Source organism: Chryseobacterium sp. R2A-55, from assembly GCF_021401085.1.
Lineage (GTDB): Bacteria > Bacteroidota > Bacteroidia > Flavobacteriales > Weeksellaceae > Kaistella.
Map to the genome: position 1 here is coordinate 455,770 of NZ_JACBFP010000001.1, position 13,741 is coordinate 469,510.

Consider the following 13,741-nt stretch of genomic DNA (forward strand, 5'->3'; position numbering starts at 1 on the left):
ACTCTAATCGGAGTTCAGGGGTCTTTTTTATTTTTTCAAGGGGTTTTAAGATTTGCCCAATGCCAATAATTCGTGGATTATATTTTCCGTTTCTGTCTTCAGTTCGGTAATTCCCTCATTATTAAAAATCACAAAATCGGCTTTTTTGATCTTGTCTTTTTCCGGCATTTGGTGATGCATCACGTTTTTGACCTCACGGTAGGTTTTTCCGTCGCGATCCATTACCCTTTTGATACGGCAATTGTCATCAGCTGTGACCAGAATCGATTTGAAACAACTTTCATTTAAATTCAGTTCGAAAAGCAGCGCCGTTTCCTTAAAAACAAATTCTGTAGCTTGTCTAGCTACCCATTTCTCGAAATCAAATTTCACTGCGGGATGAATCATTCCGTTTAATTTCAATAAAAGTTCTTCATTATTGAAAACGATTTCGGAAACATACTTCCGGTCATACAGACCGTTTTCATCGTATGCTTTTTCGCCTAAAAGTTCAATGATTCCCTTCATTAAAAGTTCATCTTCATTCACGATTTCTTTTGCGCGCACATCAGAGGAATACACGGGAAAACCCATTTCCCCGATGAATTTCGCCACTGTGGATTTTCCCGAACCAATTCCGCCGGTCAATCCGATCACTTTATGGGTCGGCAAGGGTTCGGCATTTTCCGCCGGCTGCTGGTTAATATCCGAAAACATCGTTCATGGTATAAGCTTCATCCAACCGAACTCCCTTTTCGGTCATTTTTAATGAGCAAAGTTCGTGGTGTGCATCATGTTCGAAGAAAAGCAGGTATTCGTTATCAATACACTGTTTCAGGAATTTCGCTTTTTCGTCCATGGTCAAAAGTGGTCGGGTATCATAACCCATCACGTAAACCTGCGGAATATGTCCCACGGTGGGAATCAAATCCGCTGCAAAGACAACTGTTTTTTCCTGATATTGGATTACCGGAAGCATTTGTTTCTCGGTGTGTCCGTCCACGAAAATCACATCCATTTTCAAATCCGGCGCAAAGCCGTAATTACCATTTTGGGGAATGGGCAAAAAATTGAGTTGTCCACTTTCCTGCATCGGCAGAATATTTTCCTTCAGAAAACTGGCTTTCTCTCTTGCATTCGGTTCAGTGGCCCATTTCCAGTGGTTTTCATTCGTCCAGAAATGTGCATTCTTAAAGGCAGATCTGTAACCGGTTCGGTCATCATTCCACTCAATTGCTCCACCGCAGTGGTCGAAATGAAGATGCGTGAGGAAAACATCGGTAATATCCTCCCGCACAAAACCATATTTCTTCAGATTTTTATCCAGCGAATCATCGCCCCAAAGCGAATAGTGGCCAAAGAATTTCTCGTCCTGCTTGTTTCCCAATCCACAATCGATGAGGATGAGTTTTTTGCCGTCTTCCACCAAAAGCGAGCGGGTTCCGAGTTCTATAAGGTTATTTGCATCTGCGGGATTGGTCTTTTGCCATAGTGATTTCGGCACTACACCGAACATGGCGCCACCGTCGAGTTTAAATTTTCCACATTGTATGGGATAGAGTTTCATATGATATTTATTTTGTCAGCATTGTTAGCGTTGTCAGCGATTTAAGCACTGACAACGCTGAAAAACACTATTTAAGGTTGAGCATTTTTTCAGCAATCTGCAGCGAACCGGCATCGCCAATCTCCTGAAGATTTTCGATAATCCGCTTCTTATCTTCCGCGTTCCGGTTCTGTGAGAGTTTGTTTGCTATGGAGATCTCGGTTGGAATTATCTTGATTCCAAATGCGCCCTTCATTTCATTTTTCACAAAATTTTCACCCATATTTTCCACGAAAAACGGACATTTTTGCGGCTTTTCATATTTAAAGGTCATCCGTGTCAGGTGGTCATAAAGTTCGTCATCCGTCATTATTTTTATTTTCCCGGTAACTTGAACCGCCTCATAATTCCAGGTCGAAACATTTTTATGGTTGTACCAACTGGAAGAAATATAGCAATTCGATCCCAGAAAATCACACAGAACCTCATCGCCATCTTGCAAAACTTTTGCCTGAAAATTGGCTTTTGAAATATGGGTTTCCAGGAAAAAGCCATTTTCATTTTTGTTGGGCAAAAATACGGAGTGGGTTGCAAACAGTTTTTCCTTGTTCGAGATCAACAATGCAAAACCGTTCTCATCAATGATTTTCTTCATCAATGATTCATCTTCGCTTCTGTATATTTTGGGTATAAACATTTTTATGCTTAATAATAAAGATTAAGAACGGTTGAAATTTTAGAGATATTGCTAAAAAAGTTCCCCCGGATTTTTCGCTCTGGAAATCCCCAAATGTCGGTACGCTTTCTCCGTCACTTCTCTTCCTCTCGGCGTTCTGATGATGAATCCTTCCTGAATCAAAAACGGTTCATAAACTTCCTCCAGCGTTTCCGGATTTTCACCAATCGAAGTGGCGAGTGCCGAAATCCCGACCGGTTTTCCCCGGAAGTTTTCGATCATCACCCGCATTATTTTATTATCCATGTCGTCCAAACCAAATTCATCTACATTTAAAGAGTTCAGGGCAAATTTGGTGATTCCGATTTCAATCTCGCCGTTTCCTTTAATCTCCGCAAAATCACGGACTCTTCTTAGTAAAGCATTGGCAATTCTCGGCGTTCCGCGACTTCTTCTGGCAATTTCCAGGGCAGCGTCTTCGTAGATTTTCACGCCCAAAACTCTTGCACTTCTTTCGATAATCATTCCCAAAAGTTCCACCGTGTAATACTCTAAACGACTTTGAATTCCGAATCGTGCAAGCATCGGTTTGGTCAACATTCCGCTTCTGGTGGTTGCTCCCACTAAAGTAAAAGGATTTAAACCAATCTGAACACTGCGCGCATTCGGACCGGTTTCCAGCATGATGTCGATTTTGTAATCCTCCATTGCCGAATACAGATATTCTTCCACAATCGGTGACAAACGGTGGATTTCATCGATAAAAAGCACATCATTTTCTTCTAAATTCGTGAGCAATCCGGCCAAACTTCCGGGTTTGTCCAAAACGGGACCCGAAGTAATCTTGCAGTTCACGCCGAGTTCGTTTGCGATGATATGCGCCAGAGTCGTTTTTCCCAGTCCGGGAGGACCGTGCAACAGGACGTGATCCAAAGCTCCGCCACGATTTTTCGCCGCTGCGACGAAAACTTCCAGATTGTCCAAAGTTTTCCTTTGTCCGGCAAAATCCGCAAAACTCTGCGGACGGATTTTCTCTTCCTGCATTAATTCCTCATGGGAATAGTTCTCCTTATCGGCATGTAAAAAATCGGGCATCAAGTATGATTTTGAATAGTCTCAAAGGTAATGAATTTTTTACGGAATGGTGAAAAATCCGGCTTCATTTCTAAAGAAAAATCGGTGACGAAACCCTTTTGCACTGATTATGTTGCATCAGTAAAATCTGGAACCGGTAGATTGGAATAAAAGTTTGTTCCTGCCACACAACTATATTTCCGGATTAGAGAAAACCGACATCAACAACCATTCCGGCTCACTTTTCGGGGCGTTGCTTTTCCTTAATCAAAACAATGGATCAGAAAATAACGAATGGTTTTAATTCCTTATTTTTACACTCATGAAACTCACAGGACCTTTTGCACAAATCGTCACTTTAGCCCAACTTCCATTAAGAGGAAAACTTACAGACGACCAGTTAGAAATCATCAAAAATGGAGGGATTTTAACTGAAGACGGGAAAATCGTGGAGGTGGGAAATTATGAAGAATTGAAAACCAAACTTTTGGAAAATGGCAATGCGCCGAATGAGGAATCTCGATTAGAGTTCATCAGTGATACCCAAATCGCTGTTCCCGCTTTCACCGATTCGCACACCCACATCGTTTTTGGTGGAAACCGTGCGAATGATTTTGCCATGCGAAACTCCGGCAAAACCTATCTCGAAATAGCAGAAAGTGGCGGCGGAATTTGGAGCTCGGTTCAACATACCCGAAATGCTTCCGTGGAAGAGTTATTGAAAACGACTTTGGAAAGAATTAATTTCCTGCTTTCCCAAGGAATTACCACGATTGAAATAAAATCCGGTTACGGTCTGGATCTTGAAAACGAACTGAAAATGCTTCGCACCATCCAAAAAGCGCAATCGCTAACAAAAGCGACTTTGGTTGCAACCTGTCTTTCCGCACATTTGAAACCAAGAGATTTTGAAGGAACTTCGAAGGAATATCTGGATTATATCTTAACAGAAATATTACCCAAAGTCAAAGAAGAAAACCTGGCCAAACGAGTAGATATCTTCATTGAAAAATCTGCATTTCAGCCGGAAGAAAGTAAAGCGTTTTTGTTCAAGGCAAGAAATCTGGGATTTGAAATCACCGTTCACGCCGATCAATTCACGCCCGGAAGTTCGAGAATTGCCGTGGAGGTGGGTGCAAAATCCGCTGACCATTTGGAAGCAACTATTGATGAAGACATTGAATATTTAGCGAAATCGGAAACGGTTGCAACTGCACTTCCGGGAGCAAGTTTAGGTTTGGGCGAAAAGTTTACTCCGGCTAGAAAAATCCTGGACAAAGGCGGTATTTTAGCCATCGCTTCTGACTGGAATCCCGGTTCTGCACCGATGGGAAATCTCATTACGCAGGCTTCTATTTTGGCTACTTTTGAGAAACTTTCCACGGCGGAAGTTTTGGCCGGAATTACATTCCGTTCGGCTTTTGCACTCAATTTAGAAGACCGCGGAAAATTGGAAAAAGGCAAGAGAGCAGATTTTGTGACTTTTAAAACCGATAATTTCCAAAACATTCTTTATCAGCAGGGAAGCTTAAAAGCCGAATCAGTTTATATTGAAGGAGAAAAAATTTAAAAAAAAGATTTATCTTTAAAACCATAAAAATTAGCACAATGAGCAACTTAGAGATGTGGGAAGTTTTCATCCAAACAAAGCCGGGACTTTCACACAAACACGCAGGAACAGTGCAGGCAGCAACCGCAGAAATGGCGCTGCAAAACGCAAGAGACGTTTATACCAGAAGAATGGAAGGAACCTCAATCTGGGTAGTTCCGAGTAAATATGTGGTGACTTCTGAAGGTGTGGATAAAGAAGCGTTCTTTGATCCAGCCGACGATAAACTATACCGCCATCCGACTTTCTATGAGATTCCGAATGATGTGAAAAACATGTAGAACAGACCCGAGACGATGAGACAAGAAACCCGAGAAGGTCTCTATGCTCCACGCTCCTAATCTCTTATCTCAAATCAATGAACCCATTATACAACTACCTTTTAAAACTCGCCGATGACACTTTGATTTTTGGTCAAAGGTTGGGCGAACTCTGCGGAAAAGGACCTTATCTGGAAGAAGACATCGCATTAACGAATATCGCGCTGGATTATTTGGGACAAAGCAACAACCTTTTCAAATACGCCGCCAAAGTACAGAATCTGGGAAAAACCGAAGACGATTTGGCCTTCCTGCGATTGGAAAAAGAATATCTGAATTGCCAACTTTCCGAACTTCCGAACGGCGATTATGCGAACACCATTCTGAAAGTTTATTTCTTCGCTGTTTACCAAAAAATTCTTTATACCGAATTAATGAAAAGCAGCGATGAGCAAATTGCTGCCATCGCCGAAAAATCGTTGAAAGAAGTAAAATACCATTATACCCATGCTTCGACTTGGGTTAAAATGTTTGCGGGCGGAACCGAAGAAAGTGAAACCCGGCTCCAAAATGCAGTGGAAAATCTTTGGGAATACACCGCTGGAATTTTCGCGGAAACCGCCGGTGAAGAAGATTTGGTGAAACTTGACATTGCTCCTGACTCCAAAATTTTGTACGAAGATTGGAAAAAAGTAGTTGCCAAAGATTTCGCCGATTTCGGAATTGCCATTCCCGAAAGCGAGTTTATGCAGAAAGGCTCCCGAACCGGTTACCACACGGAATATTTCGGATATATCCTTTGCGAATTGCAGTATATGCAGCGGACTTATCCGGATTGTGTTTGGTAAAAAGTAATTGAACAATGTGCTGATTTGAAAATGAAAATGCTCAAATGGATCCATTTTCAAATCAGCACATAAACACATTCTCAATTTAACCCAGTTTCCCTATCATTTTGAATCATCTCTTAGAACTCCTTTCCCAAATTCCTGATCCCGAAATTCCCGTTATCAATATTGTGGAATTGGGAATTGTGCGGGACGCGAAAATGATTTCGGAAAATGAGGCGGAAATCGTGATCACGCCTACTTATTCGGCTTGTCCGGCTATGTTTAATATTGAGGAAGACATCATTAAGCTTTTTAGAGAAAATGGAATTTCCGCAAAAGTGATCACGAAAATTTCCCCGGTTTGGACCACCGATTGGATGAACGATGAAGCACGGGAAAAACTTCGGGACTATGGCATCACACCACCAGAAAAAGGTGCGAATGAAAACCATTTGAACGTGCCGAAAAAATGTCCGAGATGCGGATCAGAAAACACCCGCGAAATCAGCAGGTTTGGTTCCACTTTATGCAAAGCAACTTATCAGTGCAACAACTGTTTGGAGCCTTTTGATTATTTTAAATGTCACTAAGGTGATGAGATGATTTGAAGATGGGAACCAACACTATTCTGAACATAACAGTTTTTATTTTAAATAGCATTAAAACTTTATATTTGTTAAAGTCCGCATTAACACAGTATCAAACTACCACATCAATATTATGTACACCCAACTCGAGATAGAATCCCATTTTGACGGGAAATTGCAAATCGCTTATCTGAATGACGAAAAAACGTATAACAGTTTAAATAAAACTTTACTTTCCGAACTTCGAAGCTTTGTTCATGATGGAAGCAGAAACGAGAACATCCGAAGTCTTGCGATTTCCGGTCGTGGAAAAGCTTTCTGCTCTGGACAGAATTTAAAAGATGCCATGTCTTTCAGCGATCCTGATGAGGAGCGCGTGATCCAGAGGATGGTGATCGATTATTATAATCCTTTGGTAAAGGAAATTGCAAATTGCAGAAAACCGGTTGTTTCATTAGTCAATGGTCCTGCAGTGGGAGCAGGCGCAATGTTGGCGCTGATCTGTGATCTTGCATTGGCCAAGGAATCCTCTTATTTTTCGCAGGCATTTGTAAATATTGGCTTAATTCCAGACACCGGCGGAACCTATTGGCTGCCGAAGCTTTTGGGAAGACAGCAGGCGAATTATCTGGCGTTTACCGGAAAAAAAATATCAGCGGTAGAAGCTAAAAATTTGGGATTAATTGCCGATGTTTTTGAAGATGAAAATTTCATGGTGAATGCCATGGGAATTTTGGAACAAATCTCTAATTTGCCCACAAAAGCAATTGCGCTTACCAAAAAAGCATTCAACGAATCTTATGAAAACAGTTTAAGTAAACAGCTTGATATCGAAGGAATATTGCAGCAGGAAGCTGCAGAATCAGAAGATTTCATGGAGGGAGTAACTGCATTTTTGGAAAAGAGGAAGCCCGAATATAAAGGAAGATAAAATTAATGTGACCATGAACCAATGTATTGATTGATCCATAATTTATGCATTGAAATGGTTACTTTGACATAAAATATAGTGTTAAATTATGGTAGTAGGAATCATCGGCTCCGGAACGATGGGCATCGGAATTGCGCAAGTTGCGGCAACTTCCGGTTGCGATGTTTTTTTGTTTGACGCCAATTCAACTCAAACTGAAAAAGCGTTGCTGAATTTGCAAAAAACTTTAGATCAATTGGTCGGAAAACAGAAAATTTCCCTTGAGAAAAGTAGAATGATTTTCAGCAGAATAAAATGCTGCACCGAACTTTCTGATTTTATAGATTGTGATTTGGTGATTGAAGCCATCATTGAAAACAAAGAAATCAAAACAAAAGTTTTTCAGAATCTGGAAGAAATCGTTTCTGACCAATGTATTATTTCCAGCAATACTTCTTCTATTTCGATTACTTCCCTTTCTTCGGAACTGAAGAATCCGGAACGTTTTATTGGAATCCACTTTTTCAATCCGGCTCCACTGATGCCTTTGGTGGAGATCATTCCAGGACTTTTAACCGAAAAAAAACTGGCGAGGAAAATTTATTCTTTAATGGAAAGTTGGGGAAAAATTCCCGTGATTGCCAAAGATGTTCCCGGATTTATCGTGAACCGAATTGCGCGACCATTTTATGGCGAAGCTTTGAGAATCGCCGAAGAAAACATAGCCACTCCGGAACAGATCGACGATGCGATGCGGACTTTGGGAAATTTCAGGATGGGACCTTTTGAACTGATGGATTTGATTGGAATTGATGTGAATTTTTCCGTTACGAAAACCGTTTACACCGATTATTTCTACGACCCGAAATACAAACCTTCCCTACTCCAACAAAGAATGGCGGAAGCAAAACTCCTGGGAAGAAAAACCGGAAAAGGGTTTTATGATTATTCCGAAAATGCTGAAAAACCAACTCCCGAAAAAGACGGCGAACTGTACCAAACCATTTTTGACCGGATTATTTCCATGCTCATCAACGAAGCGGTGGAAGCAAAAAGGTTGGGAATCGCGAATGACGAAGACCTCGAACTGGCGATGCAAAAAGGCGTGAATTATCCGAAAGGATTATTGGCGTGGGGATTTGAAATCGGCTACGGAAAAATTTCGGAAACGCTGCAGAAATTGTACGAGGAATATCAGGAGGAAAGGTATCGCCAAAGTCCGCTGCTTAGAGGAATGGAGAATTAATAAATCGAATTCTCTGAAAGTTTACACTCAAAAAAACTCCCAACACAATTACTAAACCACTCATGAAGACCCCCTTCGAACTCGCCCAATACATGCTCAATCAAGACCATTTCTCGCAATGGATGGGAATCAAACTCATCGAAGTACGCGAAAAATACTGCCTCATCGAAATGCCGGTGAAAAAAGAAATGATCAACGGACTGAAAACCGTTCACGGCGGCGTTACTTTTTCGCTCGCCGATTCGGCGTTGGCTTTTTCGAGCAATAACACGAATGACGCTTCCGTGGCGCTGAACTGCATCATGAATTTCACGAAAGCGGTGAGATTAGGCGACACTTTGACCGCTGAAAGCATTCTGATTTCCGATACCCGGAAAACCGGCGTTTATGACATTTCCATCACCAACCAACACAAAGTTCTGGTAGCGACTTTTCGGGGAACGGTGTATAAGATCGATAAGAAAGTGACGGAGTTGTAAAGTAATTCTTAATTTAATATTTTTTGAAAAATTTTTTGTACCAGATTATGAAGGAGAAATATACATTGATTTTCTTTTTAGTTTTCATTAGCATTAAATCCCAGATCACTTCGCAGGAAATTGTTGGAGATTGGACGAAAGTGAAAATGAGAACGCTTGACGGAAGCAAAGATTTGAATGAAGGGTACGTCAGAGAGAAATATTATGGTTGGAAGATCACAAGCTCAAAATTATGTTTTCGAAATTATCCCTTGAGTTCAGAACCAAATAATTGTGTAGATTATACGTTGAACAATAATCTTTTGGTGAATTCTCCTGATTCGGGCTATATGATCGATAAAATTACCAGTGATTCCTTAATTGTTTATGAAAGCATTAAAGGTAAAACCGAAAAAGATAAAATACAAAAAATTTGGTTTGTAAAATCATCAAAAATACTGAAAGACAATATCGAAAAACATCAGAATGATTCAGTTTTGATTGCAACCCCGAACTTCACTCCAACTGTAAGAAGATCTTATAATTCCGAAATCGAAAAAAAATTATTAACATCATCATTTCCAAGATTTACTGCTAAAGGAAACATACTAATAAGTCCAAAGTTGAAAAAAGTTGAATTCCAAATCGACAACAAAAAATTCGAAAATGACAAAAAGTTCCTCATACTCAAAAACGCTGTAGAAAACAGTTTTGATAATTGGGATCTCACTAATTTTAATTCTTTTAGCAAAATAATAATTCCATTAGTCTTTGAAAGCATGGAAGAAAAATCTGCAACTGGGATCTTTTCAAGGGTGGAGATGTATTATTTCATGGATGACGTGAGTGATATTCCAAAAGTTTACGGTCCAAAATTAGAAGACCTTGAAAAAGCGCGAGAAAAATTTGAAAAAGCGATTGCATATCTTAAAGACAAAAAATATCCGCAGGCGATTGAAAACTTCAATAAAGGGTTCGAACTTAATCCAGCAAAAGTCGATGCATTATATAATATTGTCTCGATTTATTCTTTCTTGAAGGATAAAGAAAATATGTGTTCCACATTGAAAAGACTAAAAGATTTAGAACAAACTGCTGGCACCAAACTATATGACGCTTATTGTATAAAATAAGATCCGATATAAATTTCTCTTTTACAGACACAAAAACTTCAACCCCAATTGAAGTTTTTTTTATTTCCATGTAATAAATTTCCGACCTTCGTTGTCTTACTATCAGAAACGAAACTATGACTCACGAAACATTCAAAGACACGGTATTTTGCCTCAAGGATGAGATGTACCGTTTTGCGAAAAGATTCGTGATGAGCAGTGACGAAGCGGAAGATGTAGTGCAGGATCTGATGATGAAGTTTTGGCAGAAAAAAGAAGAACTGGCCCAATTCGGAAACCTTAAATCCTATGCACTGAAATCGGTGAAAAACGAGTGCCTGAACCGGCTGAAGCACCACGACGTGAAAATGGGTTTTGCAGATTTCCAATTGCACCGAAGTGAGCTTTACCAGATTGAGACCAACAATCTGAAGGAACAGATTATCAGCTTCATCAACGGGCTTCCCGAAAAACAGAAAGCCGTGATTCACCTGAAAGATGTGGAGGAATATGAAGTTGCTGAAATTGCTGAAATCCTGGAAATGGAGCAGAATGCAGTGCGGGTTAACCTGATGAGGGCGAGAACCAAAATTAAGGAACAAATCCAGAACCTCATGGATTTTGAAAACAGAATGATCGATAATTTATAAATGCATGGCCATGAAAAATGAAAAATCCAATGAAAAATACAGTGAAATTTTCAAGGAATTGAAAACCGAGAAAATGAACTGGGATTTCGGGGATTTCTTGAGAGAGACTGAAAAAGAAATACCGATCCAGATCATTTCAGAGAAGAAAAGCGCGTCTTTTCCGAAACTGTACATGGTGGCGGCAAGTGTAGTACTGCTTGCTTCGCTGGGAGTTTTCTTTAATGAATTCCATAAAAAATCGATCACTGAACAAGACGAAATTGTGAAAAATGAAATCCTGAAACAGAAACCGGATTTCGGAAACGGCGAAGAAATCGTGGCAGTGCACACCACGGATTCGCTGAAAATCGATCGAGACAGCATCATCACAGATTCGGCAACAGTAACCAGCGATGATGAAATCATGGACAAAATCCTGCCTAGAAGAGGCCGGCTGAAAAAACAGGTTCGGCAGCATTATGTTTCCACACCCCAAAAATCTGCACCCAAAAAATCTGCAACACCAGAATATCAATCCAATTACGTGATCATCAACGGACAAAGGATTGAAAGTGAAAAAGAAGCCATCGATCTGACCAAATATTCATTCAGGATCCTGTCTGAAAACGTTTCAAAAACGGTGGCGAAAACGGAAGCGATTCCGAATTTCATGAATGAATAAAAATAAATGATATAACAAAAATCGGAGTTGATTGCCGCTTCGGCTCTATTCGACTCTAAAAAAATAGAAAACCAAACATCATGCAAAAAATCCTAATCATATTCGCCATTTTCTTTTCGCATTTCTTCATTGTGAATGCGCAGAAAGATAAACTAGACCAATTGTTCGAGAAATACCAGGAATCTGCCGGTGTTACTTCCATCAAGATTGCAAAACCGATGTTCAGCATGCTCGGTAAACTGAATATCGACGATGCCGAACTTCAGCAGATCAAACCACTTTTGGCAAAAATCAACGGGTTAAAAATCCTGATCGTGGAAAAACCGACTTCCCCAAAAGGTCTGGAAGGAGACAACCAAAAGCCTTTGATGAACTTCCAAAACCTGAAAAACGATATTACCAATTCCATTAAAAATCTGAAATATGAGGAGTTGATCACCGTCAACAGCAAAGACAGCAAAATAAAATTCCTCTCTTCTGATGCGACCAACGGAAACCTGGACGACCTGATCTTGAGCATCAATTCCGAAGACAACACAGTTCTGATGATGCTCGATGGAAAAATCTCAATGGATGATGTGAACAAACTGATCAGCGAAACTGAAAAATTCTCACAAAGAACCACAGTTACTACCGAAAGCATTAGTCCTGCCGGAATAACACAGGTGAGAAATGTAGGAAAGTTCAGCGGAATTGAAGTTTCTTCAGGAATTAAGGTGAACTTTACCCAATCAAACAACCAATCCGTGACGGTGGATGTGGATTCCGATAAGGCGCAATACCTCATAACCAATGTAGAAAACGGGATTTTAAAGATTTATCTAAAAACAGACGGAAACAGAAACATCCGCTTCAAAAAGCTTTTCGTGAATGTGGAAGCGCCGAACCTGAAAAGCATATCCACCAAATCCGGCGCATCACTTTCAACTTTAAATGGGATTAATGAAGATGCTTTCACCGTGAATGCCGAATCGGGAAGTGCGATCAACGCAGAATTAAACGGGAATAAAATCACGACCAATGTGGAATCCGGTGCAACCCTGAAACTGAAGGTGGAAACCAAAGCATTTTCCTTCACCGGAACAAGTGGTTCATCGTCCTCAATTACCGGAAAAAGCGACTCCGCTACCTTTCAGGTTTCGAGTGCGGCAAGCTGCAATGCGCAAAACCTCGCGTCGAAAACCGTTTCTGCAAATGCGTCTTCCGCAGGAAATGTAAAAGTGAATGCTACAGAAAACCTTTCCTCCACAACCTCTTCCGGCGGAAGTGTGCGATACGCAGGGAAACCGAATAACTTTTCGTCATCCAACAACAGCGGTGGCTCCACAAAACCAATTAATTAAAACAGACTTGTTCACGCATTAGTCATACGGGTAATACGCCTGATTCTAAAAAGGACGGAAGGATAAATATCAAGACGCTTCCAACAATAGGTTTTAAATACGACAAAATTTGAGCAGTGAAAACCGATATGACTAATGTGCTAAAAATAAAATCTTAGCAAAACTATGAAAAGAATTATATCATTCTGTCTGCCTCTAATCCTGATTTTCAGCCTGCAATCCTGCATCGTTTCCAAAAGTCCGAATATAGGATTCTTTGACAATCCTTATTATGATTACAAAGACGCCAGGTTTGTGAGCATTAATGTTCCGCTCTGGCTTGCGAAACCCTTTGTGAAGAAAGCCTTGCGTGAAGATGGCGAAAGCGAAGAAATCATCGCGATCGTCAAGAAAATCAGTAAACTCAAAGTAATGACCGTGGAAAACGGAAATAACGAAATGGTCTCAGATTTTGCGAAATACCTCACCAAAAATAATTATGAGGAATGGATGACCATTAAGAAAGAAAAGGAAACCATCAATTTCCAGGCGAAACAGAAAGGTGAGGAAATCCGTAACCTATTGATCACCGTGGCTTCCGGATCTAAACTGGTTTACGTGGATGTGCGCGGCAAATTCACCGCGGAAGACCTCTCACGGGTGATTAATTTCTCTGAAAAGAATGACATGAAAAAACTTGTTTCGAAATAACACTCCAATTAATTTAATTGTTTTGATGACCGCAGTACAAGGCGGTCATTTTTTTGGGGTTCACTTCGAAAAATTATGATCTAAAACCTGCATATTATTAGACTTTTGGC

At 40.4% G+C, this 13,741-nt stretch carries 17 protein-coding genes; 13 read left to right on the forward strand and 4 right to left on the reverse strand.

Features of this window, described 5'->3' with window-relative positions:
• Positions 1–45: 45 nt before the first annotated feature.
• The 4 genes from coaE to ruvB all read right to left on the reverse strand — a co-directional run bounded on the left by coaE (position 46) and on the right by ruvB (position 3,296).
• Positions 46–696, reverse strand: a complete 651-nt coding sequence (coaE, locus tag L0951_RS02030) for a dephospho-CoA kinase (RefSeq protein WP_234109189.1) — start codon at positions 694–696, stop codon at positions 46–48.
• Positions 680–1,546 carry an MBL fold metallo-hydrolase gene (locus L0951_RS02035; protein ID WP_234109190.1) on the reverse strand — a complete coding sequence of 289 codons (867 nt, stop codon included), beginning with the start codon at positions 1,544–1,546 and terminating at the stop codon, positions 680–682. The genes coaE and L0951_RS02035 overlap by 17 nt, the downstream gene beginning before the upstream one ends.
• Before the next feature lie 67 nt (positions 1,547–1,613).
• Complete coding sequence (locus L0951_RS02040) at positions 1,614–2,222, reverse strand: FMN-binding negative transcriptional regulator (RefSeq protein WP_234109191.1); 609 nt, start codon at positions 2,220–2,222, stop codon at positions 1,614–1,616.
• Between the two features lie 51 nt (positions 2,223–2,273).
• On the reverse strand, positions 2,274–3,296 hold the full coding sequence (gene ruvB / locus L0951_RS02045) for a Holliday junction branch migration DNA helicase RuvB (RefSeq protein ID WP_234109192.1): 1,023 nt from the start codon (positions 3,294–3,296) through the stop codon (positions 2,274–2,276).
• Positions 3,297–3,450: 154 nt separating this feature from the next.
• On the opposite strand from ruvB, the gene L0951_RS13675 reads away from it, so the two are divergent.
• From L0951_RS13675 to L0951_RS02105, 13 genes are all read left to right on the forward strand, one after another.
• The gene (locus L0951_RS13675; protein ID WP_262908419.1) at positions 3,451–3,579 is read left to right on the forward strand and encodes a hypothetical protein; all 129 of its coding nucleotides are present in this window, start codon (positions 3,451–3,453) and stop codon (positions 3,577–3,579) included.
• 18 nt (positions 3,580–3,597) lie between these two features.
• Positions 3,598–4,845: an imidazolonepropionase gene (hutI, locus tag L0951_RS02050; protein ID WP_234109193.1), complete on the forward strand. Its 1,248-nt coding sequence runs from the start codon at positions 3,598–3,600 to the stop codon at positions 4,843–4,845.
• 38 nt (positions 4,846–4,883) lie between these two features.
• Positions 4,884–5,165, forward strand: a complete 282-nt coding sequence (gene paaB, locus L0951_RS02055) for a 1,2-phenylacetyl-CoA epoxidase subunit PaaB (RefSeq protein WP_234109194.1) — start codon at positions 4,884–4,886, stop codon at positions 5,163–5,165.
• Positions 5,166–5,242: 77 nt separating this feature from the next.
• Complete coding sequence (paaC, locus tag L0951_RS02060) at positions 5,243–5,992, forward strand: 1,2-phenylacetyl-CoA epoxidase subunit PaaC (RefSeq protein WP_234109195.1); 750 nt, start codon at positions 5,243–5,245, stop codon at positions 5,990–5,992.
• Positions 5,993–6,099: 107 nt separating this feature from the next.
• Positions 6,100–6,564: a 1,2-phenylacetyl-CoA epoxidase subunit PaaD gene (gene paaD / locus L0951_RS02065; protein WP_262908420.1), complete on the forward strand. Its 465-nt coding sequence runs from the start codon at positions 6,100–6,102 to the stop codon at positions 6,562–6,564.
• A gap of 130 nt (positions 6,565–6,694) precedes the next feature.
• Positions 6,695–7,492, forward strand: coding sequence for an enoyl-CoA hydratase-related protein (locus L0951_RS02070; protein ID WP_234109196.1), 798 nt, complete (start codon positions 6,695–6,697; stop codon positions 7,490–7,492).
• Between the two features lie 88 nt (positions 7,493–7,580).
• On the forward strand, positions 7,581–8,717 hold the full coding sequence (locus L0951_RS02075) for a 3-hydroxyacyl-CoA dehydrogenase NAD-binding domain-containing protein (protein ID WP_234109197.1): 1,137 nt from the start codon (positions 7,581–7,583) through the stop codon (positions 8,715–8,717).
• A 62-nt stretch (positions 8,718–8,779) separates the two neighbouring features.
• Complete coding sequence (locus L0951_RS02080) at positions 8,780–9,196, forward strand: PaaI family thioesterase (protein ID WP_234109198.1); 417 nt, start codon at positions 8,780–8,782, stop codon at positions 9,194–9,196.
• Positions 9,197–9,336: 140 nt separating this feature from the next.
• On the forward strand, positions 9,337–10,308 hold the full coding sequence (locus L0951_RS02085; protein ID WP_234109199.1) for a tetratricopeptide repeat protein: 972 nt from the start codon (positions 9,337–9,339) through the stop codon (positions 10,306–10,308).
• Between the two features lie 116 nt (positions 10,309–10,424).
• A complete protein-coding gene (locus tag L0951_RS02090) occupies positions 10,425–10,937 on the forward strand; it encodes an RNA polymerase sigma factor (RefSeq protein WP_234109200.1) in 513 nt (170 codons plus the stop codon).
• 10 nt (positions 10,938–10,947) lie between these two features.
• A complete protein-coding gene (locus L0951_RS02095; protein ID WP_234109201.1) occupies positions 10,948–11,598 on the forward strand; it encodes a hypothetical protein in 651 nt (216 codons plus the stop codon).
• 80 nt (positions 11,599–11,678) lie between these two features.
• Positions 11,679–12,941 carry a DUF4252 domain-containing protein gene (locus L0951_RS02100; protein ID WP_234109202.1) on the forward strand — a complete coding sequence of 421 codons (1,263 nt, stop codon included), beginning with the start codon at positions 11,679–11,681 and terminating at the stop codon, positions 12,939–12,941.
• Between the two features lie 165 nt (positions 12,942–13,106).
• Positions 13,107–13,631: a DUF4252 domain-containing protein gene (locus tag L0951_RS02105; RefSeq protein ID WP_234109203.1), complete on the forward strand. Its 525-nt coding sequence runs from the start codon at positions 13,107–13,109 to the stop codon at positions 13,629–13,631.
• Positions 13,632–13,741 lie beyond the last annotated feature (110 nt).

What these genes read in the sequence shown, in the direction of transcription:
- coaE (WP_234109189.1), bottom strand. Translation starts at nt 696, where the DNA reads ATGTTTTCGGATATTAACCAGCAGCCGGCGGAAAATGCCGAACCCTTG.
- L0951_RS02035 (WP_234109190.1), bottom strand. Translation starts at nt 1,546, where the DNA reads ATGAAACTCTATCCCATACAATGTGGAAAATTTAAACTCGACGGTGGC.
- L0951_RS02040 (WP_234109191.1), bottom strand. Translation starts at nt 2,222, where the DNA reads ATGTTTATACCCAAAATATACAGAAGCGAAGATGAATCATTGATGAAG.
- ruvB (WP_234109192.1), bottom strand. Translation starts at nt 3,296, where the DNA reads ATGCCCGATTTTTTACATGCCGATAAGGAGAACTATTCCCATGAGGAA.
- hutI (WP_234109193.1), top strand. Translation starts at nt 3,598, where the DNA reads ATGAAACTCACAGGACCTTTTGCACAAATCGTCACTTTAGCCCAACTT.
- paaB (WP_234109194.1), top strand. Translation starts at nt 4,884, where the DNA reads ATGAGCAACTTAGAGATGTGGGAAGTTTTCATCCAAACAAAGCCGGGA.
- paaC (WP_234109195.1), top strand. Translation starts at nt 5,243, where the DNA reads ATGAACCCATTATACAACTACCTTTTAAAACTCGCCGATGACACTTTG.
- L0951_RS02070 (WP_234109196.1), top strand. Translation starts at nt 6,695, where the DNA reads ATGTACACCCAACTCGAGATAGAATCCCATTTTGACGGGAAATTGCAA.
- L0951_RS02075 (WP_234109197.1), top strand. Translation starts at nt 7,581, where the DNA reads ATGGTAGTAGGAATCATCGGCTCCGGAACGATGGGCATCGGAATTGCG.
- L0951_RS02080 (WP_234109198.1), top strand. Translation starts at nt 8,780, where the DNA reads ATGAAGACCCCCTTCGAACTCGCCCAATACATGCTCAATCAAGACCAT.
- L0951_RS02090 (WP_234109200.1), top strand. Translation starts at nt 10,425, where the DNA reads ATGACTCACGAAACATTCAAAGACACGGTATTTTGCCTCAAGGATGAG.
- L0951_RS02095 (WP_234109201.1), top strand. Translation starts at nt 10,948, where the DNA reads ATGAAAAATGAAAAATCCAATGAAAAATACAGTGAAATTTTCAAGGAA.
- L0951_RS02100 (WP_234109202.1), top strand. Translation starts at nt 11,679, where the DNA reads ATGCAAAAAATCCTAATCATATTCGCCATTTTCTTTTCGCATTTCTTC.
- L0951_RS02105 (WP_234109203.1), top strand. Translation starts at nt 13,107, where the DNA reads ATGAAAAGAATTATATCATTCTGTCTGCCTCTAATCCTGATTTTCAGC.